This is a genomic window from Arachidicoccus ginsenosidivorans (assembly GCF_007971385.1).
Taxonomy (GTDB): domain Bacteria; phylum Bacteroidota; class Bacteroidia; order Chitinophagales; family Chitinophagaceae; genus Arachidicoccus; species Arachidicoccus ginsenosidivorans.
In genome coordinates this window covers 5,113,284-5,140,049 of sequence record NZ_CP042434.1, presented here as the reverse complement: position 1 = coordinate 5,140,049, position 26,766 = coordinate 5,113,284, and the positions used below count along the sequence as shown (strand labels likewise).

Below are 26,766 nucleotides of genomic sequence, written 5' to 3'. Positions count from 1 at the left end.
AGTTAACAGGCTTATTATTTTTAGGGTACTGTTTTTTATTTACTATTCAGTGCCGTATTTACACAGTTAATGCCAGGTTCTCCAAAGGGTTCATAAGTAACCCTTTGGGTATTAAAATAAATTAAAGGATATGCTTTTGCTCAACCAACAACGAACCTTAAATGTCTATCCGAGAAATGGCTTGTTTTTATTAAAAATCAGCAGCTTACTTTTATCATTGCTTTTCCTGATAATGCATGGCAGAATGGTCATGGCTCAGTCCACGCACAGAGATATCGTTATTTATAATGGGGATAACGGCAATTATGGAGATGTTACTTTTGATATTGTCTATTATTTTAAGGGAGAAACGGTGTTTTTTGAGGTAAAACAAATTATAGTTGAGGAGAGTTTCAAGATGAAATCTACTGAAACCGAGCTTTTTAATGCGGTCAAACGTCAAGGAATCTGGAGCAGCTCAAAATATCATAAAAGTCTTAATGGAAAAGTAACGGCAAAAGTATCCTTTGGTTTAACCAAACTTAAAAATGCCAATGCGCAGATTTCCAGTAGCCTTTATGGCTTGGGACAAAATAACTTTACGTCTTTTAGGCCTCCCTCTGGGGCAGATAAAATCGTCAGTGAATATTCCCAAAAACACAATAGCAATCTTTATACGGACAATTGCGGTCTATTTGAATGGAAGATTATCAGTCTGGAAATGTATGAATTGGATAGAGCCGTTAAGGATTTGCGAGAAAAATTAAAAAGGGAAAAAGCAGCACATCAAAGGGAATTTGATTCAAAAATAACCCAAGCCAGTTTAAACGGCAACCTTGGTAAATTTGACCAGGCAGATGATTTTCTAAAACAGGCATGGGATCTAATCAATGCCAATAGAAGTCGTCAGCAAAAATACGACGAGACTAAAGAAGCCATACAACGGCAAAAAGAATCCGCAGCGCAAAAACAGGCTGATTTAAAGCGGCAAGCCGCAAAAAAAGAGGCAGATAAAAAAGCAGCCGCTTTACAAAATGAGCAGGCAAGGCAAAAAACGACCACATCTACTGCCCGAAACCAGACAACCCAACAAAATCAACCATCCAGTCAGGGGCAAGCGCAAAATAAACAAACAGGCTATTCAAATCAACAAACGCAGTCTCAGTCTCGGTCGCAGTCGCAAAGTCAGCCAGCTGCTCCCAGGACGCAACGTGAACAAGCCATGGCTAATGCCAAGATGCGCTACCAAAATAGGGTAGCACAACAACTTCAGGCGCAACAGGCAGCTGAAGCGCAAAGAGAAAGGCAGGAAGCAGCACGCCTACAGGCTAAAAGGGAGCAGGAAAAGGCCATGCGCCATAAAATCGCCCAGATGAAGGCGCAACTAGAGGAAACCAACAGACAAGCGGCAAGAATAGAATCAGCCAAGGATCAGTTTGTATCTGGGCTTACTTCCAGCAGTAGTGATCCTAATCAAATACTAAATTCTGCCAAACCCCTGGTCAATGAATTTGCCAAGGCGGGTAATGCGGGCGCTGCTTATGGCACTGTGGGTGTAGCTTTAGGTGCTTCCATTTTTAAAATGGCCAGTGCCAATAAAAAACGCAAAGAAGCCGAAAAGGCCGCTGAGGAACAAAGGCGCAAGATAGAAGCGCAAAGGGAGGCTGAACGCAAAAGAATTGCCGCCGAAAAGGAGCGGTTGCGTAAAGAAGCCTTTGAACTCTTAATGACCCAAAGACGCACTATTTTGGAGACATTTAGCCAAAGCGATCCCATTCCACTTTCCACAACCCCTATTGCAGAAAATACGATTTATTATTTTGTTTATGCAATTGACAGCAATAGCTATGATCAAAAAAGTCAGACTACCGTCTATATCTCCAATGTATTCGCCATTGAAAAATATAAGGATGGAACCTGGCCCTATCAAAGCAGAATAGAGCAGGAAACAGCCAAATTAACGCCATTCAAGGAGCAGTTACATGGCTATTATACTGATCTGGAACAGGCGCAACAGATGCGTACGGAGCTAGTCAGCAGCCTTGAAATCAATGAAGGTGTAAGTATTAACGAAGTTGCCTATAGGGCCGAATCCATAACTGGCACTTCCGACGATCTGAGTGCTGATAATAGTAGCACAGCTTCCATGTCTGGCGGTCTGGGCATACCCCTGGGAGCTGTTATCAAATCAGCTACAGGGAATACCCCTCAAAAAGACGCTACTATGACAACTTCTTCAACCACTGCCAGATCTGATGAAGCGAATCAAAAAAGCACCAAAAAGTCTACAGGCCTTGGTATCCCACTGGGTCCGCCACCAACAACTAAAAGTGTGCAAAAAGCCAAAAAAGATTCCGCTGATACGGAGGCCAAAAAATCGACCACAGAAAAATCGACAAAGGCTAAGCGGGCTAATACAGGCAAAGCAGCAGCAGTTAAATCAGATGGTGGGCTGGGAATTCCTATAAAGTAAAACGGGTTAAAAACAGACAATCTAATAAAGGTTACCGGTTCATAGAAGTAGCATTAGGCATAACTGTTATTGCTAAAGTACCGACAAGGCATATCCTAAATACCACCAGTCTAATCCTTCAGTAAAAAATTAGGCATAAGTGGTCAAGCAATACAATAAAATATTTTATATGAAATTATTTAAGCGATTATATATCAGTAATTTACTCTTTTGGCTGATGTTTTTAGCCACCGTCTACCAGGCAAATTGCCAAACAGCTAATCCAATCGCCCAGCTCAAATTTGAAGACGCCGAAAAGGCCTTTAATGCGGGACAGCTCCAAAAGGCTTTGGATTATATTCAACAAACCGAGGAGCTGGCAGGTGTCACCTCTAAGACGCTCTACTTAAAAATTGTCACACAGGACAAGATGCTGGCTACAGCAGTAGGAGAGCCAGGACTAAAATCAACCTTAAAAACAAATGTGCAAAGCTATCTAAAGGCGCTGGAAGATCAGCCCATTGATGATAAATACAGAACTGTATATGAGATCAGCAAACGAGTAGATCAATATGGGACCAGCGCTGCCTATTCCTTAAATAATAATAACAGTGGCACAGCTGCAACGGCTGACGTTTCATCTGATCAAGGCACTTCAATCCATAGTTTTAAGATTACAGGAGCGAGTGGCAGTTCGGCGAGCGCTATATTACAGGCATACTATAAGATCGCCAGTGGCAATGTTGCGCCTGGATCTGTCAAAACAGTCAAAATTGAAAAAGAGAATATTGTCAACGGCCAGGCCTCGAGCAAAGTGTTACTCCAAAAAGCCGTAAATAAGATTCTGAGTATCACTGAAATCGGGAAAATAAAATCTAAATTGGTTTTTAAGGATGGAATAGCCTATATAGAAACAGGTAAAACGAAAATATCCATGCCCAGTACTACTGGTTTCGCAAGTCAGGTATCCAGTTCAGAAGCGCTGGTTAAAAGTTTACTCTTAATAAATGCAGAGGGACTGGACGGCGCACAGGCATATGCAGGCGTATTTGAAGGTCAACCAGTGGGTATACTCTCAAAAGATAATATCCAATACTTTTTTAGTCAAAATACCCATTTGCTCGTTGGACAAGAAGTATTGCTTACTAATGGGACAAGGACAGTGAGCCAGTTTTTGGGTTATACGAATTATTCAGGGCTGCTTATGCCGGCGACGATTGTCACAAAGGTCTATTTTCAGGCTGCAAACGCCAATCCAGCAGGCACTGCATTTTCTCAGATACAGGCTAATACGAAGCCTGAATCTCCATCTGAAACTAAGCCAGCATACGAGACAGAACAACAAACAGCAAATAGTGCGACTGGCGCATTTACATTGATCGATGCCAATCGTAATAATAAAGCCCGCACGCAAGCGGCCACCCAATTAGGTGGCAATGCTTTGACTGGAATAGGTGTGGGCAAAAAAAAGAAATCTAAAGAGTCGCTCATGTCGTCTCCCGCACTTATTGCTGCCCTGGCCAGTATGCAGCCCAAAGGACAAAGCAATCAAAGTGCTGGTAAGGCGTTACAGTCTGCCCTCAGTTTGGCGGGAAATACCACTACCACAGTAACTAAAATAATTTCTGTTAAGATAAATGAACCACTTGACGAAAAGGATTTTAGGTAAAACAGGCTGATTAATTATATGCATGAATACTTTGTCCGCAAGGGATGAAGACAAAACATGAAAGGAGGCTATAAATATAAATAAGACTGGGCATACATTTACGACGAATTGCCTATTAGGTCAGAAAAAAAAGGAATAAAATAAAAAACGTAAAAACGTAAATTGATAATGAAAAAAGTGATGATAAGAACCGTTTTTTGGCTAGTCATCTCCCTTTTAGCTACAAAAGGCTTTGGGCAAAATGCAGTGGTGATGCTTAAATTCGAGGACGCAGAAAAATCGTATAATAATCAAGATTATCAACAAACCATTGCCCTATTGGATGAAGTTGAAAAGGAGGCAGGCGTAACTTCCAGGACCTTATATCTTAGAATAGTTACAGAAAATAAGCTTTTTAATGAGGGGCACGACCTTTTCCAAAATATTATAGAATATGACAGACTAGATAAGCTCCGTCAACTTAGTAGTAATTATTTAAAAGCCCTGTCGGATCAAGGCCTTGACGACAAATACAGGGAAGTATATAGGATTTCTGAGTCACTGAGCGACTATCCCAAAAGCAAAGAGGATTGGAAGGTTGCGCGGGAAGCCTTCAAAAAAGACCAAGAAGCTGCACAGCAGGCTCAGCAATTAGCCATTGAAAAGGAGGCGGCTCGTAAAAAATCCTTAGAGCTAATGCTACTCAAAAGAGGAACACTTACTATGGACAGGATGCAATTCCACAAGATTGCCAGTTTAAGAGAAGCAGCGTCAGCTGAACTTGTTACCCTTTATATTATCCGACCTGAAGAAGGTACACGCAATATGAATCAGATGCTCTATCTAAACGATGAGCTTATTGAGAAAAAAATGAAGCCAGGAGCGTATATGCAATTTCATTTTACACCTGGACTGGTGAAAATTGGTAAACTCTATGCAAAAAATAAACGTAAAGTGAGCACAGGTGCTGCTTTATTAATGGGTGGGGTAGTGGGCCTTGCTGCAACATCTGGAAAAACAATCGCTCAAAATGAACATCTTTTTTTTCTGGAAATGGAGCCTGGAAAAACGTATTATGTGTCTTCTGTTATTACCAAGGATAAAAAAATACTGTTTAAATCTATAGAGGAAACCAAAGCGAAAGCCCTAATGAAAGCAAAATAACCGCTTTATCAATCAATAGAACAATCAGGGACTTTAAATTTATTTTGGGCAGAAGTCAATTTAGTCTTAAGGTAATTTTAGTTATGGGTTGAATGTTTTAACTATTGCATTTTATTGATCTTATGAAAAAAAGGTGAGTCCTTAAGGACTCACCTTTTAGTCGAAAATGACTAGTTATATATTACGCGTGGGCTAAAGATGCTTCAATTTCCTTAATCTGAGATAAGGGTAAGCCAAAATATTCTGCAATCTTTTCTGCTGAGAATACATTCTCTTCTAAAAGCTTCTCTGCCATTTCTAATTTTCCTTCGGTTCGACCTTTGTTCAATGCATAATCAATTTCTAAACGCTGTTTTTCAGCAAATTTGTAGGCGACTTTAAAATTTTTCATATCTTTGTTATTAAAGATTTGCAAATCTAGCCCTTTCAAATAAAGGCCTGTATGTGTCATTGTCTAATTGCGGAGGAATTTTATCTAATTTCTCCATATTCGCAAGTAGGTACAAAAATACATCTTTTTCTAAATCCTACAGTAGATAATTTCAGGATGCTTTGTTATAGACTTACATTCTTTATTTTTTGATCAATTCAAGTGTTGTTATATGGCCACTTTCTCCATGAATGTTTAAATAATAGATGCCGTGCGCAATGGCTGGCAAAGAAAATAGCCAAGCGCTATTGCCTGGTTGTAGTTGTTCTGTGTGTACTTTTATGCCACTACTATTAATAACATCGGCTGTAACGGTCGTTTTTTGAATGCTGGGCGCTGTAATGGTCACTTGAGATTGCGCCGGATTAGGAGAAACTTTCCAATTTTTAGCCGTCTGGGTTTGTATTAGACTAATAATTTGACTATAATCATTGCGGCCTTCCATATTACTGATAAGTTTTATTCGGTAATAAATTAACCCAACTGCTGGTGTTTGATCCAGATATTGATAGCTGTGTTGATTGGCTGCAGTTTTAACTGCAATAGAAGCAATATCCGTAAAATTAATACCATCCAGACTCCGTTGGATAGTAAAGGATTTGATTGTATTTTCTACTCCCATTTGCCAGGCTAATTGAATACCGGACCCCACAGCTGTTGCCTGAAAATGAGCCAGTGTAACTGGTAGTGCGGAACTGATTTCGATGTCGTCCAGGTATAAATCGATATCTGCAGATCCATTTGCCTGTTCTATTCTGAATTCGTCTATGTTGTTCCATTTGCTGTCAGTAAGCGATATTTGATAAATTTCACCGGCGATGGTTGTAAAATCGTAGCTGACTACCTGAGCTCCATTTAACCAACCTTCCGCTCTCCAAGTGGCATTTTCACCATCTACAGCAAACGATGCCAAAGCAAAGGGAGTGGGGGTGGCATCCGTGCTTTTCATGATGAATGTTTTTGACACATTTAGAAAGCCTGTAATATGAAGTGCTTTGTCATTTGTTCCGTTTGCAAGGTTTGTTCCCCCTGCATCGAACTTCTTATTAGTGACATCCACATAACTGCTGTTAGGATCAGTATAATTTCCATCCGCATCTATTAAACCCAGGCTCCAATTGCCAAAAATCCTTGGATTGGAGGACCCAAAACTGTACCCGTTCTGGTCAACGGTTATTTCATCAAAATTCTCTGAACTCTGGGCGTAGGTAAAACCACTCTGTAAACAGGCAACTATCAAGCAAAATATACCAATTTGGCGTTTCATATGCTTTAATTTCGTCATTTGAATAACAAAAGGTACATAATATATCGTATTCATAGTTTATTTTTAATCGCATATTGAGGGCGTTGCATCCTAGGCAAGAAGTCTTTTCGGGATTCTTTGAGGCATCGCGCGCCCGTTTTTTTGCTTATTATAGTTATCTTTGGAAGGCAGTTCCATTTAGTCGGCTCCTTTCATAAGTGGTTGTTTATTCATTAATTTTAAGCAATTTCCAACCAGATTTTAACTCAGAAGCTGGCAGTTTCAGAGTTCCGATGAAGGTAATACTTGGGTAACGGTGGATTCCAGAGAGAATTATACCTTTACCGACAGGTTAACAGAGGCTTACTTTGAGATGGATCATGCAGACGAAAAGCGTACCTTTAAATATTACCGGATTCATATAAAGGAAAATAATGGGACAGGAGTGCAGTTCCCAGTTAGCAGAATTCAGATTATTACAGTACTATTAATCAATATATAAATAAGAAATATGGCTAAAAAACAAAAAATCTTTTTTTCATTGAGCCGACCGGCGGTAGGTGTATTATCGTTCTGCTCTTTATTGATGCTCTCTATACCACGTGCAATAGCCCAACAGGGGATAAAAAACAAACCAAATGTATTAATTATTTATACTGATGACCAGGGCTATGCCGATCTGAATATATATGGCTCTAAGGATTTGTACACCCCAAATTTAGATAGCCTTGCTAGAAGCGGAGTTCGCTTCACGCAGTTTTATTCTGCTTCACCCATTTGCTCGCCTTCCAGAGCCACACTAATGACAGGCAGGTACCCTCAAAGAGCGCAACTACCCAATATGGCCTCTTCTACTCCGGGCGACCCAGGAATGCCAGGCAGTCAATTTACCATGGCAGAATTCTTTAAAAAATATGGGTATGAGACCTATCATCTGGGTAAATGGCATTTAGGTTATAGTACAGCTACTGAGCCAAATGCACAGGGCTTTGATTATTCTTTTGGTTTTATGGGTGGCTGCCTGGATAATTATTCTCATTTTTTTTATTGGTCAGGTCCAAACCGTCATGACTTATGGAGAAACGGGAAAGAAGTTTATTTGCAAGGACAGTTTTTGCCCGATATGTTGGTGCAGCAGGCTGATTCCATTTTTGAAAGCAAACAACATGACCCCAAGCCGTTTTTTATGTATTGGGCCATTAATTTACCACATTATCCCTTGCAGCCTTTTCCTAAATGGCTTAATTACTATAAAATCTACCTTCTCCCAGGGATAAATATGCAGCCTATATCTCAACAATGGACGAAGAGATTGGCCGTTTACTCAAAAGTCTGAAAGATCATGGACTGGCAGATAACACAATTGTTGTATTTCAGTCCGACCAGGGCTTTTCCAAAGAGGAGAGGACCTTTGGTGGAGGTGGTTCAGCAGGAATCTACAGAGGGTCAAAGTTTAGTTTATTTGAAGGCGGCATCCGGGTTCCAGCTTTCATTTCCTGGAAAGGAAAATTAAAACAGGATCAGGTCAGAGACCAATTGGTTTCTAATACAGATTGGTTCCCTACTTTAGCCAGTTTATGCGGTCTGCCGGCCCCTAAGGTGTTGATTGATGGCAAAAACATGGTAGATGTTCTTAAAAACCCCAAAGCAGCCTCTCCCCATCAAGACCGTTTTTTCTGGCAAAGCCGCGGAACGAAAAAAAATCCACAATGGGCCGTTCGTGATAAGGACTGGAAATTACTACACAATCCTATGGAGGCAAAAAAGCAGGAATTGACCAATGAAGGATATTTTCTAGTCAATATAAAGACCGATCCTGCAGAAAAAATAAATGTTGCAGCCCAGCATCCGGATATAGTGGCCAGATTAAGAGACCTATATGATCATTGGATCTCTACAGTTGACAGGCAGCAATAAAAATTTTCCGTTACGCTGAAATGGTTTTTAGATAAACTTACAATTGAGCCTTATAAAATAGGCTGGGGCCCTTCAAATGCGTGATTTAATTTAAAATAAATTAAAAAGGCTTATCAGGTTTAGTGATGGTGTTTTGGTTTGATGCGAAAAATAATGCCCACAAGAGTGGGCATTATTCGTTATAACCGTATCATTTGAGCCCCATGTCCGTTGCCATTAACCTTTGTTGCCCACATATAGATTTAGGTTTCTTCTCGTTATTTTGGGTATTTTACCCAAAATAACCACGACTTTCCTACAAAATAATCAGCATTGTTTCTGCATTTATAGGCATCCAGTTTATAAATCATTCTGGTGGAATTCTGTGAATTGACTGTTGAAATTGCCTTTGACAATTCCAACAGTCAATTTTAGAGCCTAATAATTATTTTCCTATAATTTTTTTCTGTGCTTAAAACCCCATTCGGCAATATTAATGGTCAGATTTTTTAAGGTTTCACCATATGGTGTAAGCTGATATAAAACAGTAATGGGTTGCGTATCCAATATTGTGCGTTTAACCAACTGATTCAATTCTAAATCCTTCAATTCGCGACTGAGCATTTTCCCGGAAATCCCATTAACTTCCCTTAATAATTCTGAAAATCGCATCGGCTGAAAGGTTAAACAACCAATGATAGAGATTTTCCATTTTCCGCCAATGACATCCAGGGTATCGTGGATGGCTTGAATCGTAGGTTTACACACATGATGAATACCTTTAACTTTTAATTCTTTCTCTTCCATTACGTTTATTTCTTAGTTACCTAAATGTTACCATTACTTATTGTCACCAAGTGAATAAAGGTAACTTAATTTTGTAACTTTGTGATCTAAAATATTATTAAAATGGACTTATTGAAAGATTTACAATGGAGGTACGCTACCAAAGCGTATACAGACAAAAAAGTAAGTGGTGAAAAGTTGGATTTTATATTGGAAGCGATAAATCTAACGGCATCTTCCTGTGGTTTACAACCTTACCGGGTTTTCGCCATCGAAAACAAGGAGATCAGGGCAAAACTTGGAGAAGGTTCCTTCAATAAACAAATTACACAGGCATCCCATCTACTGGTTTTTGCTGCCTACAATAATGTGACCACCGAGCATATTGAAAAATTGATAAAGTTGGTAGCTAAAAATCGTGGCGTTGCTGAGGCCGATCTAAAGGACCTTTTTACAAAATTGGACGGTTATTTCAATTCCAGAAGTGTTGAGAGTAATCGGCATTGGTCAGATAAACAGGCTTATATAGCCTTGGGTACAGCCTTAATTGCGGCTGCCAACGTAAAGGTAGATGCTACACCAATGGAAGGATTTGATCCTGCTGTCTTTGATGAGTTATTGGGCCTGAAAGATAAAGACTTACATACGACCGTCATACTTTCTTTGGGCTTTCGGGATGAAACCGCTGATTTTTTAGCTGCCGCGCCAAAAGTCAGGATCCCCGTTCATGAGATGGTTACTATGATTTAAAGACAGGTAGGGGCGAAAGCCCCTTTATACAAAACCATATTTTAATTCTTCGTCTTGACCATATCTTGTTTGATCAATAATTCGCTAGCGATGAACCTTATAGTATTATTATTTATCGTGAGTTAAGTGACTCTTCAAAAAATTGATTTATAGATGGGCACGTTATCGTTTTTATATAATATCCATAATTAGTTAATTGGCCATATTGCGGATTTGGCTCTTCCTATTAATTCATCCAATCTTCGTCGGGATTAAGACATGAATTATGTTCAAGGCATCTCTCCTAAAAAAGCCAACGCTAACTATACGAAATAAACGAGCATGTACCTTTATTTCTTTAGATAATTTTCTTCTATATAAAAAACGGTACATGCGAACTTCCTAACTAATGATTTTACCGTAAATTAGCATTTATTATACAAATTGAAAAATATTTATGGATAATAACAGTTAATTATTTATATATTTGTAATAATAATTCAAATTATTAAAAATGATAGTAGAGTTTAGCGTTAAAAATTTCAGATCATTTTCCGATTTGCAGACGATTAGTTTTGTTGCAACCAGTTTAAAAAGTTCGAAGGATAACCAGTTTGTAGATTTAAATAATGTTGTTGTTAACAATGGAATGAGGTTATTGAAAACTATTGGCGTATATGGCGCAAATGCTAGCGGGAAAAGCAATATTGTTCATGCGTTAGAGTTTTTTTGTAGGGCAGTTAAAGATTTGCCTAGCCCAGAATCAAGGCTTTCAAAATTAGCGCAACCCTTTTTATATAACGAAAATTCCTTAAATGAAGATTCATTTTTTCAAATAGTTTTAATTGTTGAAGGTAAAAATACAGATATGGGTTTACAGTTAAGAAAAATGTGAACACAAATTCTATTAAAAATACAACTACCGGTAAAGAAATAATCACAAATGAATGGTTGTTTGGTCCAAAAAGCACAAACCAAGTGAAGTACTTTTTACGAAAAAACTTAGAAGTTGATAAGTCAAATTTACCTGGGAGTACAAATATTGCCCCATTAGAATATGAGCATACGTTATTTCTGACACATGCAGCTTCGTATAATAAAGATATTTGTGCGAAAATACGGCAAGTTATTAGTGGGTATATTACATCTAACTTTAGTTTAGGTGGAAGTTTTTATCGATTTCATTCTATTAGACAGATAGATAATCCTGAATTAAAACCGAGATTTATTGATTTTTTGAGATCATTCGGTTTAGATTATAAAGATATTTACTTCAAAAAGGATGATGATGCTTTTACAAAAAACAAGTATGCTTTAGAAAATTTATTTCTAATAAAAACCGCATGCCATGATGAAAATTTAAGTGTCACCCTAAACATGATGGAAAATGAATCGGACGGCACAAAAAAGCTATTTGATATTGCTGGATTACTTTTATTAGCATTTAATTTAAATACAAGTGGTCTAATAATATTGGATGAAATAGATAGCAATTTTCATCCTTCATTATTAATTAAACTAATTAATTTCTTCAATGATTCATCAATAAATAAATCAAATACACAACTTTTATTTTCGAGTCATGATACAAATCTTATGAACCCTTCCTTGATGCGTAGGGACCAATTTTATTTTGCGGAAAAAGGAAACAATGAAGCAACTAATTTATATTCATTAGCCGAGTTAAAAGGAATAAGAAATGATGCTGATTTTGCCAAACAATACTTGGCAGGCTTTTATGGAGGGGTACCTGTTCTTACAGATTTCTTAAATGATCAAAACTTAAATATTGATGGAACCTTGGGAAATTAGAGAAGATGAAACGAGAGATGAAGATTCCAGGAAGGTATTTATCATTTTTTGTGAAGATGGTGCTATAGAACCTGCGTATTTTGAAACCTTTAAACGAAAGGGTGTTCAAGTGTCTCCTATAGGGAATGCAAAACAGCACCATGCCCAAATTGATTTTGCAACTGAGTTTTTTAGAAAGAATGGTTTAATTGAAGTGGACAACGAGGGTAATGAATTCTTGAAAATAGATGACGGAGCTCAAGTCTGGAGTATATTTGACAGAGATAAAAGCCCGGATGATGGTAAAGATACTGCCTTTAATGATTCTATAAGATCAGCTAAGGCAAAAGGGATTAAAACTGGATGGAGTAATGATGCTTTCGAATTGTGGATTTTGTTACATTTTGAAGATGTAGACATTGAAAATTCTGAATATTATCATAGGTCGAAATATTATGAACGCTTGACTGAGATTTTAAAGAATCGTTTTCCTGATGAAACTATTTTCCAAAATCCAAAATTCGATTATTACGAGACAATGAAAACAAAGAAAAATTTTATTAGATTCACCTTTCAATTAATGAAAGGTAATTTAAATAAGGCAATTGAAAGGGCTGAAAGTTTAGATACAATTCATTGTACTGAACCTCCGAAGGCATTGCATCAACATTGCCCTTGCACAAAAGTCCATTTATTAATAAAAGAATTAATTGGCTAAATTATATAATTGAACAAAAATGACTTGTTTTATTTATCAAAATTTTGATATATTATATCCTGTCTTGCTGACAGAAAGAAATTAAATAGACAATTGAGCCCTAAATGAATAGGACGCATAATAAATCGTACCAAATTGTGCAAGTGGATTACGGAGGGTTTACTTATCATACGAATTTTAAAAATATAAAACCATATAGGTAGTTTCCAATTTGAATATTTTGCACAAGGGGTAATAAATATAAGAATTGAAAAGTGCTAAGTGGTTATCTCTTTTTTATCTTTATTTAATAGAAATAGAAAGGGCAATCCTTATCTATATTTCAATCTTTTGGTCATTAGTGGCAATTGCCTGCTTTTAGCAAATTTTAATACCAAAGCATAAATAAATCCCATTTTTATTTGTTTGTTCAAATTTTATTAACTTATTTTGGAAAACGGAATAATTGTATAAAATACAAATAGTGTTTGAGTTTCAATGGGTTTAAGCAAAGTATAGAATTCTAATCAATTGTAAAACAGTTATTTATTAGATTTAAATCACTCGAAGATGTCTGCACTTGGTACATATACGGACAATCAGCTCCTTGAATTACTCTTGCAGGGCAGTGAGGAGGCTTTAACGGAAATTTATGGACGTTATTGGGCAGCGTTAATTGAAATCGGATTTAAGTTCACGTCGGATAAACAAGCCGTTGAGGAAATTGTCAATGATATTTTTTTAAAATTATGGGCCAATCCGGAGAAATTTCAGGTACGTTCATTACCTGCTTATTTTCATACCGCTATTAAGTATGGCGTATTTACTATGCTGCTAAAAACCAAAAGACGTAAAGCATTACTCAAAAACTACCAGTTTAATACATTGAGCTCAGAAGAAGAGCAGCGCATCGAGGCTAAATTTATGGAAGCCTATTTAAACGAAGTCATTGAAACACTGCCTGCAAAATCCAGACTAATTTATACTTATAGTCGACAAGATGAAATGAGCATTGCTGATATATCGGAAAAAATGAATATGAAGACTAAAGCTATTGAATATCATATTACTAAAACGCTCAAGCTGCTTCGAAGCGCATTAGAGCATGCGCATAATCCTCGTTTATTATTAATAGCCTTATTATTTATAAAGAACCTCTTTTAGTCTTTTTCTCATTTATTTAACAAATATTTCCTTTCATTTATTTTTTTTTATTTTTTTTAGGGTTCGGCTTCACTTATGGTGTCATCTTATCAAACGGCACCACATTAAAGATGGAAAAAGAAGCATTAGAAGACCTTATTGAAAGATATATTATGGGCTTAACCTCAGTGGAGGAAGATGCAAAACTTAAGCGCTGGTATGAAGATATCAGTAAAAAACAAGCGTCTTTGCGCCAGCTTTCTGAAGCTGAAATGGAAGCTTTAAGAGAGAAGATGCTGCAGCGTTTATTATCTGATGCCAAAAAACAACCCAGTCTCGGGGCTCAAAAGGACAATACGGATCATGGAGTGAAAAATATGCACCTAGTTGACAACAAAGAGGTCAATAAATTTCGCTCCTTATTTAAGAACAACGCCTGGGCAGCAGTGATTTTGCTGTTAATTTGCTGTTCCACTGCAGCTTATTTTTTCATAGCAATCGGGCTAGATTCAATAAAACAGTGGTAAAGGCTCCTGTAGTCATTTTGCCAGGTGAAAATATTGCGCCTGGACAAAGTGGGGCCACCTTGCATTTAGCCAACGGAAAGGCTATACCGCTGGATAACTTGCAAAACGGCCTGGTGGCAGAGCAAAATGGTGTCAAAATTCTAAAGGACAAAAACGGTGTGACCTATGTTGGTAAAGCCAATGCTCCCCTTTATAATGATATCACAACGGGTAGAGGACAGCAGTGGCAATTAACGCTTCCAGATGGCACCAAAGTCTGGCTAAATGCCGTTAGTTCGATTCATTATCCATTGGCATTCAGCGGACAGCAGCGAATGGTAAGTATAACCGGTGAGGCTTATTTTGAGGTTGTGCACAATGCAAAGCAGCCTTTTACGGTAAAAGCTGGCAATACAGTTATTGAGGATATTGGAACGGCATTTAATATTAATGCTTATGCAGATGAACCGTTCATAAAAACCACCTTAGTGCATGGTAGTGTAAAAGTTTCCACCGAAAAAAATTCCAGCTTGCTTAAGCCAGGACAACAAGCAGCCACAAGTGCTGCCAACAAGATCAAAGTAATTAAAGTAAATACAGAAAATATAACCGGATGGATGAATGGTGCATTGAACTTTGATAATGAGGATCTGGGTGAAGTAATGAAAAAGGTCGCCAGATGGTATGATATTGATGTGACATATGCTGGAAAAATCCCCAAAAGAACATTTGCCGGAAGTATTTCCAGAAAAATGAACTTGTCTGAATTTCTAAAACTGCTTGAGTTTGAAAATGTTGACTTTAAGCTGGATGGGAAAAAAATAACAATACTCCCCTGAAATTAAATAAAAAAATCATTTATAAAAACAAAATAATATTATGGCATAATTCGACAGAACATATATAAAAGCAATATAAAAAATACCTCAAATAAAAACCGGAAGTGCTCGCAACACCCCCGGTCATAGAGAATTTGAGTTAACCAAACCGCTAGGTTGGTTGGAACAATTTACGTTTAACCCAAACTATTACAAAGATATGGATTTTTACGCTTTCAGGAAGCTGATGCCTAATAAAGGCAGAAAGCTTTATAAATCGTTGCTGGTTATGAAGTTAACAACCATCTTGATCATCGTTGCCTGCATTGGAGCTCATGCAGCTGCTTTAAGTCAAAAGATTAATCTTGACGCAAAAAATGTTTCCATCGAAGAAGTCTTTACCGTTATTAAAAAACAGACAGGCTATCATTTTTTTTATGAGAAAAATGTGCTTAATGATTTACCTAAGGTAAGCGTACACGCCGTAAACGAAGATATCACAAGCGTATTGAAAGATTGTTTTAAAACACTTCCGATTTCTTTTTACATCTCTGACAATACCATAGGTATTAAAAGAAAAGTTATTGCACCTGCTCAAAAGTTGTCCCCTGTCATTGTACTGCCAGAGCAAACGGTGATTAAGGGGACAGTAACAGACTCCCTTGGAAAACCATTAACGGGCGTCAGCGTATATCTTAAAGGAACAAAGATTGGAACAACGACAAATAATCTGGGGCATTATTCCCTGGCATTTTCAGCGCAAAATGCTATTCTCGTCTTCGCTTACATCGGCTACGAAACCCAACAGATCCCGTTGACAATAATGCAACCTTAAATATAATCCTTAAACAGCAGGGCAACGATTTAGAACAAATGGTGGTTGTTGGTTATGGCTCCCAAAAAAAGGAAAGCGTGGTTGCAGCCATTTCACAAACGACTGGAGCTGTACTGGAAAGAGCGGGAGGTGTATCTAGTATTGGGGCAGCACTCACGGGTAATGTCCCAGGCCTTATTACCACTTCCAGTACCGGTTTGCCAGGTGAAGAGGATCCCAATATTGTTATTCGAGGTAATAATTCATGGAATAACTCTTCTCCTTTAATACTCGTTGATGGCGTTGAAAGGCCAATGAACAGTGTGGATATAAATTCAGTGGCCACTGTTACTGTCTTAAAAGACGCCTCTGCCACCGCCGTTTTTGGATCCAGGGGCGCCAATGGTGTCATATTGATTACCACAAAAAGAGGGCAGTTGGGCAAGGCAGCAATCTCGGCAAGGGTGAATACCATTATGAAGCAACCTTCTAAATTACCCCAGAAATATGATTCCTACAATACGCTTAAGTTAAGAAATCAGGTAATAGAAAATGAGCTGAACGTGACGCCTGACAGCTGGAATAAATATTTGCCGCAGGCCATATTGGATAAATATCGCAATCCTATTAATGAACAGGATAAGGAAAGGTATCCTAATGTAGATTGGAATGATGTACTTTTTAAAGACTACACTATGAGCCAAAATGCCAGTGTAGATATAAGTGGCGGAACCAAATTCGTCAAATATTTTGCCAATGTAGATTACTTGCACGAAGGGGATATTTTCAAAGTATATGATAATGGGCGGGGATACAAACCCGGATTTGGATTCAACAGGATAAATGTAAGAAGCAACCTTGATTTTCAACTAACCCCAACCACTATTTTTAAAACCAACCTAAGTGGATCTTATGGCGTGCAAAAAACACCTTGGAACTTCTCACAAAGCGACTATGTAACCGGTCTAACCCTATGGCTGTCTGCATATTCCACCCCACCTGATGCATTTTTACCTATCTATCCGGATGGCTCCTGGGGTTTTAGCCTTCCCAATAGTGGGTTAGCGAATTCCGCATTGAATATCTCTGTAGGCGGCATCCAGCAGATTACCACTGCCAGGATGACAACAGACTTTATATTGGATCAGGACCTTCGTATGATAACCAAGGGACTAAAAGTATCCGGGACAGTTTCTCTGGATAACACCTTTATCGAAAACAATCGAGGAATTAATGACTTATATAATGGTGTCCAGATGAAATATGTAGATCCAGAAACAGGAGCAGTCACCTATAAACAAGCTTATGATGGGGTAACTGATTTTGATTTTCAACAAGGCATCAACTGGTCCACCAGTGCTGGAAATGTGGGCTCCAATTACAGACGCATTTTCTATCAGTTACAATTAAACTATAGTCGAACCTTTGCCCGTGATCACTATTTTACGGCAATGGGGCTTATGAACAGAAATCAATATGCGACTGGCAGTGAAGTACCTCATTCCAGAGAAGACTGGGTATTTAGAACAACCTATAGCTACAAGAATAAATATACCATTGAATATAATGGCGCCTATAACGGTTCTGAGCAGTTTGCCAAGGGCAGTAGGTTTGCTTATTTCTCTTCCGGTGGTGTCAACTGGGTAGTCAGCAAAGAGAAATTTATGCAGTCTCTTGATTTTATTGACGTTTTAAAAATCAGGGCATCTGTTGGACAGACAGGTAATGATAATATCAATAATCTCAGGTGGCTATATCAGGATCAGTGGGCACATACAGGCAATGCACTACTGGGTACATCAGGAGTAGATGCCGAGCCCAGTACCTATACCTGGTATTCACTGACTTCTTTAGGCAATGCCAAAATCCAATGGGAACAATCATTTAAAAGCAATATCGGTGTTGATTTTGAACTATTCCATGGACTTCTGAAAGGAAAGTTTGATTATTTTGAAGATAAACGAACCAAAATCTTTATTGCAGGTTCCAACCGATCCGTTCCTTCCTATTTTGGATTTTCTGCCCCCGCCGCCAATCTGGGAAAAGTTAATGCGAAAGGTTATGAATTAGAGTTACATCTTAACAAGAGCTTTAATGATGCATTCAGAGTATATATTGATTTTAATATGAGTCATACTGTCAATAAAGTAATTGAAGAGGATGATGCGGAACTCTTGCCTGATTATCAGAAAAAAGCAGGTAAATCAGTAGGCCAGGCCTATTCCTATGTCAGCGCAGGCTATTATAACACCTGGGACGAACTTTATGAAAGCACCCCTTATAACACCAATGACGTTAATAAGCTACCGGGAGATTATAATATTATTGATTATAACGCAGATGGCGTGATTGATCAAAATGACAACATTCCTTATGGGTATACAGGCTGGCCACAAAACACCTACAATACTACCGTTGGATTTGACTGGAAAGGGTTCAGCGCCTTTGTACAGTTCTACGGTGTCACCAATGTTACCAGACAAGTTGTATTTGGCAGCCTTGTAGGGCAGGTAGATATCGCTTATGAAGAAGGGAATTATTGGAGTAAGACGGCTACTGCCGGAACAGTTCCGCTTCCCAGATGGCTCTCAACGCCGCCTGATTATTACCGGGCCGATCAGTATATGTATGATGGATCTTACCTGAGACTCAAAAACGCGGAGATCGCCTATACGTTTGGTAAAACCTGGAACTTTATTAAAAAGGCCGGTCTGGAAAATATCAGGGTTTATCTAAATGGGGACAACCTTCTGCTCTGGACCAAAATGCCAGATGACAGGGAATCCAATTTTGCCGGTAGCGGCTGGGCCAGCCAGGGTGCATATCCAACGCTCAAAAGATATAACCTGGGTTTTAATATCACCTTTTAACCCAAAAAATATTGCAAATCATGAAAAGATATTTTAAAATATTTATGTTACTTAGTTGGCTCGCAGTTAGTGTTGTCTTTTTGTCATCCTGCGAGAAATATTTGGACAAGAGTCCAGATTCTACCATCAGTGGAGTGGATGCGTATAAGAATTTTACAAATTTTCAGGGATTTACCGAAGAACTCTATCATTGTGTTCCCGACTTCTCCAATGCCTATTGGACCAATTCCTGGAATTGGGGAGAAGATGAGATCTCGTCCACTTCACAAGATTTTCACTTTGTCAACAAAATTGATTTGGGCAATTTCTGGGGTTGGCAGTCTGAGTTTGACGGCTGGCAGGGTGGCTGGATGGACCGCTCAGCGACTTCCACTGACAACGACCGCTTTCATAAATCCCTGTGGCCACTATGCTGGTATGGTATCAGCAAAGCCAATTTAGGCCTGGCCAATATGGATAAACTAACAGATGCTACAACCGAGGAAAGAAACCTGATTAAAGGGCAACTGCTGTTTTTCAGAGGTTGGTTTCATTTTGAACTCATGCAGTATTTTGGGGGGTTACCTTATATCGATACCCTTTTACCCAGTGATCAGCGTTTAACACTTCCCAGGCTAAGCTATGATCAGTGTGCAGATAAGGCCGCCGCTGACTTTAAGGCAGCAGCAGAACTATTGCCCACCAATTGGGATAATACAACTGCCGGGAAAAATACCTTAGGTAAAAATGAACTCCGCATCAATAAGATTATGGCCCTTAGCTACCTGGGCAAAGACCTGCTATGGGCGGGTAGTCCCTTAATGAATTCTGTATCCACAGGTTCAACGGATTATAATAAAGACTATTGCAAAAAAGCTGCAGATGCCTTAGCCGAAGTACTACAACTTTGTGAAAGCGGTGAGGCGCCTTATAAGCTCCTGCCATTTGGCAAGTACTCAGATAATTTTTATACCACAGGACAGAACTGGTTGATGCCAGGAGGAACCGAAGCTATTTTCAGATCCCCATATTATAATGCCAATTCATCCAATTGGGGCACCAGTAAACAATATACACCCAAAATTATCGGTGAGAGTGATATTGTATTTGCACCGACGGCTAATTATGTAGATTATTACGGTATGGCCAACGGGTTGCCGATTCCAGATATCACAAAACCTGACCCAGTATCCGGATATGACCCTGAGCATCCCTGGAAAGGCAGAGATCCTAGATTCTATAATGATATTGTTTATGACGGTGTCAAGTTTGTACAAGGTTCAACAACAGATGAGGCTAATCGTTATGCCAATCTTTATGGAGATGGAACAATTAATGGTAGGGGCAGCTACAGAGACCCAAGTACCGGAAGTCGTACTGGCTATTTACTTAGAAAGTTCATTCCCATCACCTGTAATAAATACGATGATGGTTATGGTTATTCCCATAGTTTAAATGTTCATATTCCTTATATGCGGTTGGCAGGCGTTTATTTAATGTACGCAGAAGCCGTGGCTGAAGGCTATGGATCTCCTTCAGCTGCCGTCTCGGCTTATGGAAAGTCAGCCATAGATGCAGTAAATGTGATCAGGGATCGGGCAGGCGCGGGTCATGTAGCGGCAGAGTTTACCGGCTCCTTGGACGCATTTATGGGGGAACTGCGCCGGGAAAGAGCAGTAGAACTCTCTTTTGAGGGACACAGGTTTAATGATTTAAGGCGCTGGTTACTTCTGATTAAAAGTCCATATACACTCAAAAAGACGGTTTATTTTGACCGTGCAGGAACCTTTAGTACCACAGCCCCTGAGGATAACGAGGTTAAAAATCTGCGTGAATCCACAATTTTAGAAAGGCATTTTACCGAGAAGCACTACTGGCTGCCTTTAAAAACCAGTGATGTCACCCTGTACCCGAGCTTTTATCAAAACCCTGGATGGTAACATTGTCTAAGGGGAACTAAATCTTTACATAAACTGCAATCTGCAATTTAAAACCATATTCGATGAGATTATTAATAATTTTAATAATATATATAATTTGCGCCTTTGGCTCCAAAGCGCTTTTGGCGCAATCAGGACTAAGCATACTGGTTAAGGCTAAGGTGTATAATAGCAAAAATGAACCGGTTCAGGGTGCTTTGGTGCAAAGCCAGGAGCGGGATAGTATTTTATCCTATACTGATGACCAGGGCGCGTTTTCCCTAAATGTCTTGCCTGGGGAAAACTTAAAAGTGGCCGCGCTGGGATATAAGGCAAAATTCTTACCAGCTTCAAATAGTTTGAGTATTATTAGGCTGACTGCCAGTGATTTGGATACCATTTTCGTAAAAACCCCATTTCAAAGGATCAGCAAGGCAGATGTTTTTGGTGATGTTTCCGTTGTGGACGAACAGGCGCTTTTAACCAAGAATTATACTACCGGCAGTCTGGATGGGCTGGAGGCTTTTGTTCCCGGCTACAATGGCAACAGCATCTGGGGGATGGGCACTTATTTAATGTTGGTAGATGGGGTGCCTCGGGATGCCAATAACGTAATGCCTTCAGAAATAGATCAGATTTCAGTACTCAAAGGAGTTGGCGCTATTGCCTTATATGGCAGCAAAGGTGCCAAAGGTGTGATTAATATAACCACCAAGCGCGGACAACCCTTTGATAACAAAATAGCCGTCCGGGCCAACATGGGTGCATTTGTGCCCGTCGCTTATCCAAAATATCTTGGCTCCGCTGAATATATGACCTTATATAATGAGGCAAGAAATAATGATAGCCTGCCTGCGCTTTACGATCAGCAGGAAATTTATCATTACGCCTCTGCAGAAAATCCCTATAGGTATCCAAATGTGGATTACTATTCAGATAACTATCTTAAAAGGGTGTATAACCGTTATGATGCAACGGCGGAGATTTCTGGGGGTAACGATAAAGCCAGATATTATACCAATATGGGCTTTTATACGGAAGGCTCCTTGCTGGATTTTGGTATGGCCAAACAAAACAGGAACAACCGTTTTAGCCTGAGAGGCAATGTGGATATAAAGATCAACAGGTTTATTAAAGGCAGAATTGATGCTACAGCAAGTTTCTATGACGGTCGGGGAATTAATGCTGATTATTGGGGGCAGCAGCTACTGTAAGACCAAACAGGTTTATTCCGCTGATTCCCATAGATTTTATTGAAGGGGATGATCAGAGTTCCTTATTATATGTAGAGAACAGCAATCATATTATAGATGGTAAATATTTACTGGGGGCACGCAACTCGATCAGACCAACACTTTGGGCACCATTTATGCGGGAGGGTATAATAAATATATATCCAGACAATTCCAGTTTAGCTCTGGTATTGATGCTGATTTAAAGGATATTTTACCCGGACTTAAATTTAAATCCAATTTTGCCGTGGACTATGCTACGGCCTATTCTCTGTCTTACAATTATGACTATGCTACTTATGAACCTATCTGGAATAGTTATTCAGGAGTAGATCTGATTAGCAGCCTGAATAAATACGGCAACGACGCTACTTCTGGTACCCAAAATGCCAGTAATAGCTGGTATCGTCAAACGATTGCCTTTTATGGGCTTTTTAGCTATGATCAAACATTTGGCAATCAAAACAATATATCCGCCGAGTTGGTCGCCAATGGTTACCAGCAATCAGAATCACAGATATATCATAGAGTCAGTAATGCAAATCTGGGGCTCCACCTAGGCTATAATTACGATGAAAAATACTATGTGGATTTTAATGGCGCCTACGTGCATTCAGCCAAGCTGCCAGAAAAGCATCGGGAAGCCTTATCCCCAACCTTATCTCTTGCCTGGCGAATCAGCAAGGAGAAATTTATGCACTCGGGAACTGGCTTCATAAATGATTTAAAATTAACTGCAAGCGCCGGCATACTTAATACAGATTTGGATATCAGTGATTATTACATTTACCAAGGCTATTACACCGTAAATGGCTCCTGGTATGGTTGGAAAGACGGCGTTGGATTTCAGGCGACAGAATCCAGAAGAGGCGATAACCCAGATATGCGCTTTCCAAAAAGAAAAGAGATTAACCTGGGTTTCGAAGGACTCTTTTTTAATAGTAGTTTACAGCTAAATGGCCATTTTTTCCGCAGTTCAAGTGAAGGCAATATTATTCAAGCGGCCTCATTATTCCCATCTTACTTTACCTCTTATTGGCCAGTGTCCTCTTTTATTCCTTATGTCAACTATGACAATGACCTGAGAACAGGTATTGATTTTGGTATGGACTATCATAAAATGCTGGGTAAACTGGATGTAAATATTGGGCTGAATGGCACCTATTACAATACAAAAGCCACGCAAAGGGCTGAGGTTTATGAAGATGATTATCAATACCGCCAGGGGAAAAATATTGATGGTATCTGGGGACTGCAAAATCTTGGCTTTTTTGAAAGTCAGCAGGATATTGATAATTCTCCCACGCAATCCTTTGGAGAGGTGCATCCAGGTGATATAAAATACAAGGATCAAAACGGTGACGGCGTGATCAATAGCCAGGATGAGGTGTTTTTAGGCAAAGGTGGTTGGTTTGGGGCACCCTTTACCATTGGCATGAATCTTACACTCACTTATAAAAAACTGACCCTATTCTTATACGCAATTGGAAGATACGGCGCCTATGGGATAAAAAACAACAGCTATTACTGGGTCTATGGGGATGGTAAGTATTCAGAGGTAGTTAGAAACAGATGGACCGAGGCCACAAAAGCTACCGCAACTTATCCTCGGTTGACTACTGGTTCCAGTGACAATAACTTCAGGACATCAGATTTCTGGATGTATAAAACAGACCGCTTTGATCTCTCTAAAATACAGCTAAATTATGATATGACTGATTTATTAAGACGCAAACAGTTTGTAAAGGCTCTTTCGGTATATATAAGCGGCTCCAATATTTTGACTTTGGCCGGGCAAAATGATGTATTGGAATTAAATATTGGCAGTGCGCCTCAAACTAGGTTTTATAATATTGGTGTCCAGGCAAATTTTTAAAATCGAAAAATTATAGAAATGAAAAATAAATTCCTCATATACCTTGTCCTGGTGGCTATACTGTCCAGCGGCTGCAAGGACCTCATTACGCCACAAATTGAAAATAACCGCCAGTTACAGGAATCTTACAATCCCAGTGACGCCAAGTTTCCATATGGGCTTATTTTAAATGGTTATACTAGGATCCCTATTAACAGCTGGTCCTTTAATGATGTAGCTACTGATGATGCCGTTACCAACGATAAATCGAGTAGTTTTTTAAAAATGGCTACCGGACAATGGGCGGCCAACAACAATCCGGTAGAGCAGTGGAGCAATTGTTTTGCGGCCATACAGTATATTAATCTGACGCTGGAGCAAATTGATAAAGTAAACTGGGCCGTGGATACGACAGTTTCCAGGCTCTTCAATATGCGCATTAAAGGGGAAGCTTATGGATTGAGGGCCTTGTTTTATTATTATCTGCTACAGGCACATGCCGGTTATGGTCAGGACGGCTCCTTATTAGGGGTGCCGATCGTACTCCATTCACAGGCCGTTGGTGATGATTTTAACCTGCCTCGGTCAACTTTTAAGCAGTGCCTGCAACAAATTGAGGCAGATCTGGATCTGGCGGCCACATACTTGCCAGTGGATTATAAAGATCTGACAGACAATAGTCAGATCCCCGACAAATATGGCACCGTTTCCAAGGAACAGTATAACAGGGTAATGGGTAAAACCATGAGTGGGTTGTTGTCAGGCAGGGTTGCTATGGCTATCCGGGCAAAGGCAGCACTATTGGCCGCAAGCCCTGCCTATAGCAGTGCCAGTGGAGGCTCATGGGCCAGCGCCGCAGATGATGCTGCAAGCATTATCGATTTAAAAGGAGGTGTTGCTGGAATGGCTGCAAATGGGCTGACCTGGTATGGTAATGCCAGTGAAATCGCCGCGCTGGCTGAGGGCCAAAATCCAGACGAGATTCTTTGGAGATCCAACTATAGTGAAAGCAATGATTTAGAAGCCGATAATTTTCCCCCTTCACTTAATGGCAAAGGCCGGGTTAATCCAACCAAGAATTTGGTGGATGCCTTCCCGATGGCAAATGGCTATCCGATTGGCGCCACAGGTAGCGGCTATGATTCCAATAATCCGTATAATTCCAGAGATCCCCGGCTCAGTGATTTTATTTTGGTTAATGGCGATAAGGCTGGCGTAAACAACACGGTTATCAAAACGGCGGCGGACGGTGGAACCAATGATGGCCTAGATAGGACTGAGACCTCTACAAGAACTGGCTATTATTTAAAAAAGCTGCTCCGTCAAGATGTCAATTTGAGTAGTACTTCTACCACCACCCAGCGTCATTATAAGCCACTGATAAGATATACCGAGATCTATTTAATTTATGCAGAAGCAGCCAATGAGGCCTGGGGGCCAACGGGCACTGGAGGGCATAGTTATTCGGCATATGATGTGATTAAGGCCCTTAGGCAAAGAGCAGGCATTGGTACACAAAATGGGGACGCTTATCTGGAGTCGATTAAAACGGATAAAGATAAGATGAGAATCCTAATAAGAAATGCACGCAGACTTGAACTTTGTTTTGAAGGATTTAGATTCTGGGACTTAAGAAGATGGAAGGCCCCTTTAAACGAAACCGCCACGGGTACCAGCATTAAAAATAATCAATATTCTACAATTAATGTGGAAAATAGGTTGTATCAGGATTATATGGAATATGGCCCCATCCCGTACAGTGAAACTTTGAAATTTTCAAATCTGGTTCAAAATAAAGGCTGGTAAAAGGATTCTTTATAGGCAACAACATAATAAAAAGAAACAAATGAAAACGAAGGTATTATTTATACTGCTTGCAGTACTTGGCTTAAGCGCTTGTCATAATAAGGATATTGTCTTTAAAGACTATAAATTCCAGACAGTTTACTTTTCCTATCAAAGGCCGGTACGCACCATTACTTTGGGAGAAGATATTGTCAATACAGACTTAGACAATCAACATAAATGTAAGATCTATGCCACCTTGGGCGGTGTATATAAAAATAGCAAAAATGTTCAAATAGCCATTGCCGTTGATAATGACCTGGTGGATGGTATAAACTTTACAGACGGTTCTAGCGTTCAGGCCATGCCCAGTGATTATTACTCACTTGGCTCAAGTTCTATACAAATTCCAAAAGACAGCATTACTGGTGCAGTAGAGGTCCAGTTGACCGATGCTTTTTTTAAGGACCCGGGTGCCATTAAAAACACCTATGTTATCCCACTTAAAATGACCGGTGTTACAGGAGCTGATTCTCTTTTAAGCGAAAAAGATTATACCCTTTATGCTATTAAATATATCAACCCCTGGCATGGTTACTACCTGCGCCGTGGCGTAGATGAGATCACCGGAAAAAATGGACATACAGAACTAGATGCGACCCAAAGCAGACATCAACCTTATGTAGAAAAAGATGATATCCAGCAACTCACCACCAGTTCCTTACAAGATGTCAATTTCCCTTTAATCTTTAAAGATAAAGACGGTTATAATGTTAACTGTAATTTACTGCTACATTTTGACGACCAAAATAATTGCACCGTCAGTTCTTCGACCACAGGAATAAGTGCCACTGGCAGCGGAAAATTTGTCTCAAAAGGGGAAAAGAAAAGCTGGGGGGATCAAGATCGAGATGCCATTTATTTACAATATGAAATTGATTTGCCAGATATTCATATCGCTACAAAAGATACGCTGGTGATGCGCAACAGAGGTGTTACTTTAGAAACATTTTAGGCAAAAACATGG

General features: G+C 39.4%; 24 protein-coding genes. 21 read left to right on the top strand and 3 right to left on the bottom strand.

The window, feature by feature from the left end; genetic code table 11:
* Positions 1-130 precede the first annotated feature (130 nt).
* The 3 genes from FSB73_RS20580 (at position 131) to FSB73_RS20570 (ending at position 5,243) form a co-directional block, all read left to right on the top strand.
* Positions 131-2,452, top strand: a complete 2,322-nt coding sequence (locus FSB73_RS20580) for a hypothetical protein (RefSeq protein WP_146786605.1) — start codon at positions 131-133, stop codon at positions 2,450-2,452.
* A gap of 169 nt (positions 2,453-2,621) precedes the next feature.
* Entirely contained in the window at positions 2,622-4,100 is a 1,479-nt protein-coding gene (locus tag FSB73_RS20575) for a hypothetical protein (RefSeq protein ID WP_146786602.1), read from the top strand.
* Between the two features lie 168 nt (positions 4,101-4,268).
* Positions 4,269-5,243, top strand: a complete 975-nt coding sequence (locus FSB73_RS20570; RefSeq protein WP_146786600.1) for a hypothetical protein — start codon at positions 4,269-4,271, stop codon at positions 5,241-5,243.
* A gap of 181 nt (positions 5,244-5,424) precedes the next feature.
* On the opposite strand, the gene FSB73_RS20565 is transcribed toward FSB73_RS20570, so the two are convergent.
* Both FSB73_RS20565 and FSB73_RS20560 read right to left on the bottom strand, forming a co-directional pair.
* Positions 5,425-5,634, bottom strand: a complete 210-nt coding sequence (locus FSB73_RS20565) for a hypothetical protein (RefSeq protein WP_146786597.1) — start codon at positions 5,632-5,634, stop codon at positions 5,425-5,427.
* 181 nt (positions 5,635-5,815) lie between these two features.
* On the bottom strand, positions 5,816-6,994 hold the full coding sequence (locus tag FSB73_RS20560; RefSeq protein WP_146786594.1) for a T9SS type A sorting domain-containing protein: 1,179 nt from the start codon (positions 6,992-6,994) through the stop codon (positions 5,816-5,818).
* Positions 6,995-7,235: 241 nt separating this feature from the next.
* Between FSB73_RS20560 and FSB73_RS20555 the strand changes: the two genes are divergently transcribed.
* From FSB73_RS20555 to FSB73_RS27055, 3 genes are read left to right on the top strand one after another with little or no spacing between them, the layout of a single operon-like run.
* Positions 7,236-7,421 carry a hypothetical protein gene (locus tag FSB73_RS20555; RefSeq protein ID WP_146786591.1) on the top strand — a complete coding sequence of 62 codons (186 nt, stop codon included), beginning with the start codon at positions 7,236-7,238 and terminating at the stop codon, positions 7,419-7,421.
* 9 nt (positions 7,422-7,430) lie between these two features.
* Positions 7,431-8,255, top strand: a complete 825-nt coding sequence (locus FSB73_RS27060; protein ID WP_262712402.1) for a sulfatase-like hydrolase/transferase — start codon at positions 7,431-7,433, stop codon at positions 8,253-8,255.
* Positions 8,219-8,836: a sulfatase family protein gene (locus FSB73_RS27055; protein ID WP_262712401.1), complete on the top strand. Its 618-nt coding sequence runs from the start codon at positions 8,219-8,221 to the stop codon at positions 8,834-8,836. The genes FSB73_RS27060 and FSB73_RS27055 overlap by 37 nt, the downstream gene beginning before the upstream one ends.
* Positions 8,837-9,268: 432 nt before the next feature.
* Here the strand turns inward: FSB73_RS27055 and FSB73_RS20545 are convergent, their stop codons facing one another.
* A complete protein-coding gene (locus FSB73_RS20545) occupies positions 9,269-9,622 on the bottom strand; it encodes a winged helix-turn-helix transcriptional regulator (protein WP_146786588.1) in 354 nt (117 codons plus the stop codon).
* Positions 9,623-9,724: 102 nt separating this feature from the next.
* On the opposite strand from FSB73_RS20545, the gene FSB73_RS20540 reads away from it, so the two are divergent.
* From FSB73_RS20540 to FSB73_RS20485, 15 genes are all read left to right on the top strand, one after another.
* Positions 9,725-10,351: an NAD(P)H-dependent oxidoreductase gene (locus tag FSB73_RS20540; protein WP_146786585.1), complete on the top strand. Its 627-nt coding sequence runs from the start codon at positions 9,725-9,727 to the stop codon at positions 10,349-10,351.
* A 493-nt stretch (positions 10,352-10,844) separates the two neighbouring features.
* The gene (locus FSB73_RS25780) at positions 10,845-11,225 is read left to right on the top strand and encodes an AAA family ATPase (protein ID WP_225974228.1); all 381 of its coding nucleotides are present in this window, start codon (positions 10,845-10,847) and stop codon (positions 11,223-11,225) included.
* Complete coding sequence (locus FSB73_RS20535) at positions 11,222-12,142, top strand: AAA family ATPase (protein WP_225974227.1); 921 nt, start codon at positions 11,222-11,224, stop codon at positions 12,140-12,142. Before FSB73_RS25780 ends, FSB73_RS20535 begins: the two co-directional genes overlap by 4 nt.
* On the top strand, positions 12,123-12,839 hold the full coding sequence (locus FSB73_RS20530; protein ID WP_146786582.1) for an RloB family protein: 717 nt from the start codon (positions 12,123-12,125) through the stop codon (positions 12,837-12,839). The genes FSB73_RS20535 and FSB73_RS20530 overlap by 20 nt, the downstream gene beginning before the upstream one ends.
* Before the next feature lie 549 nt (positions 12,840-13,388).
* Entirely contained in the window at positions 13,389-13,982 is a 594-nt protein-coding gene (locus FSB73_RS20525) for an RNA polymerase sigma factor (protein ID WP_146786579.1), read from the top strand.
* Positions 13,983-14,092: 110 nt separating this feature from the next.
* On the top strand, positions 14,093-14,488 hold the full coding sequence (locus FSB73_RS20520) for a hypothetical protein (protein ID WP_146786576.1): 396 nt from the start codon (positions 14,093-14,095) through the stop codon (positions 14,486-14,488).
* Positions 14,482-15,306: a FecR family protein gene (locus FSB73_RS20515; RefSeq protein WP_146786573.1), complete on the top strand. Its 825-nt coding sequence runs from the start codon at positions 14,482-14,484 to the stop codon at positions 15,304-15,306. The genes FSB73_RS20520 and FSB73_RS20515 overlap by 7 nt, the downstream gene beginning before the upstream one ends.
* Before the next feature lie 268 nt (positions 15,307-15,574).
* Complete coding sequence (locus tag FSB73_RS20510) at positions 15,575-16,120, top strand: STN and carboxypeptidase regulatory-like domain-containing protein (protein WP_158639636.1); 546 nt, start codon at positions 15,575-15,577, stop codon at positions 16,118-16,120.
* Positions 16,121-16,158: 38 nt separating this feature from the next.
* A complete protein-coding gene (locus tag FSB73_RS20505; RefSeq protein WP_262712399.1) occupies positions 16,159-18,969 on the top strand; it encodes a SusC/RagA family TonB-linked outer membrane protein in 2,811 nt (936 codons plus the stop codon).
* Between the two features lie 20 nt (positions 18,970-18,989).
* The gene (locus FSB73_RS20500; RefSeq protein WP_146786564.1) at positions 18,990-20,888 is read left to right on the top strand and encodes a RagB/SusD family nutrient uptake outer membrane protein; all 1,899 of its coding nucleotides are present in this window, start codon (positions 18,990-18,992) and stop codon (positions 20,886-20,888) included.
* A gap of 62 nt (positions 20,889-20,950) precedes the next feature.
* Entirely contained in the window at positions 20,951-22,081 is a 1,131-nt protein-coding gene (locus FSB73_RS25775; protein WP_225974226.1) for a TonB-dependent receptor plug domain-containing protein, read from the top strand.
* Positions 22,060-22,305, top strand: coding sequence for a hypothetical protein (locus tag FSB73_RS25770; RefSeq protein WP_225974225.1), 246 nt, complete (start codon positions 22,060-22,062; stop codon positions 22,303-22,305). Before FSB73_RS25775 ends, FSB73_RS25770 begins: the two co-directional genes overlap by 22 nt.
* 41 nt (positions 22,306-22,346) lie before the next feature.
* The gene (locus tag FSB73_RS25765) at positions 22,347-23,975 is read left to right on the top strand and encodes a SusC/RagA family TonB-linked outer membrane protein (RefSeq protein WP_225974224.1); all 1,629 of its coding nucleotides are present in this window, start codon (positions 22,347-22,349) and stop codon (positions 23,973-23,975) included.
* 18 nt (positions 23,976-23,993) lie between these two features.
* Positions 23,994-25,760, top strand: a complete 1,767-nt coding sequence (locus FSB73_RS20490) for a RagB/SusD family nutrient uptake outer membrane protein (protein WP_146786561.1) — start codon at positions 23,994-23,996, stop codon at positions 25,758-25,760.
* Between the two features lie 40 nt (positions 25,761-25,800).
* On the top strand, positions 25,801-26,754 hold the full coding sequence (locus tag FSB73_RS20485) for a DUF5627 domain-containing protein (RefSeq protein WP_146786558.1): 954 nt from the start codon (positions 25,801-25,803) through the stop codon (positions 26,752-26,754).
* Positions 26,755-26,766: the final 12 nt, after the last annotated feature.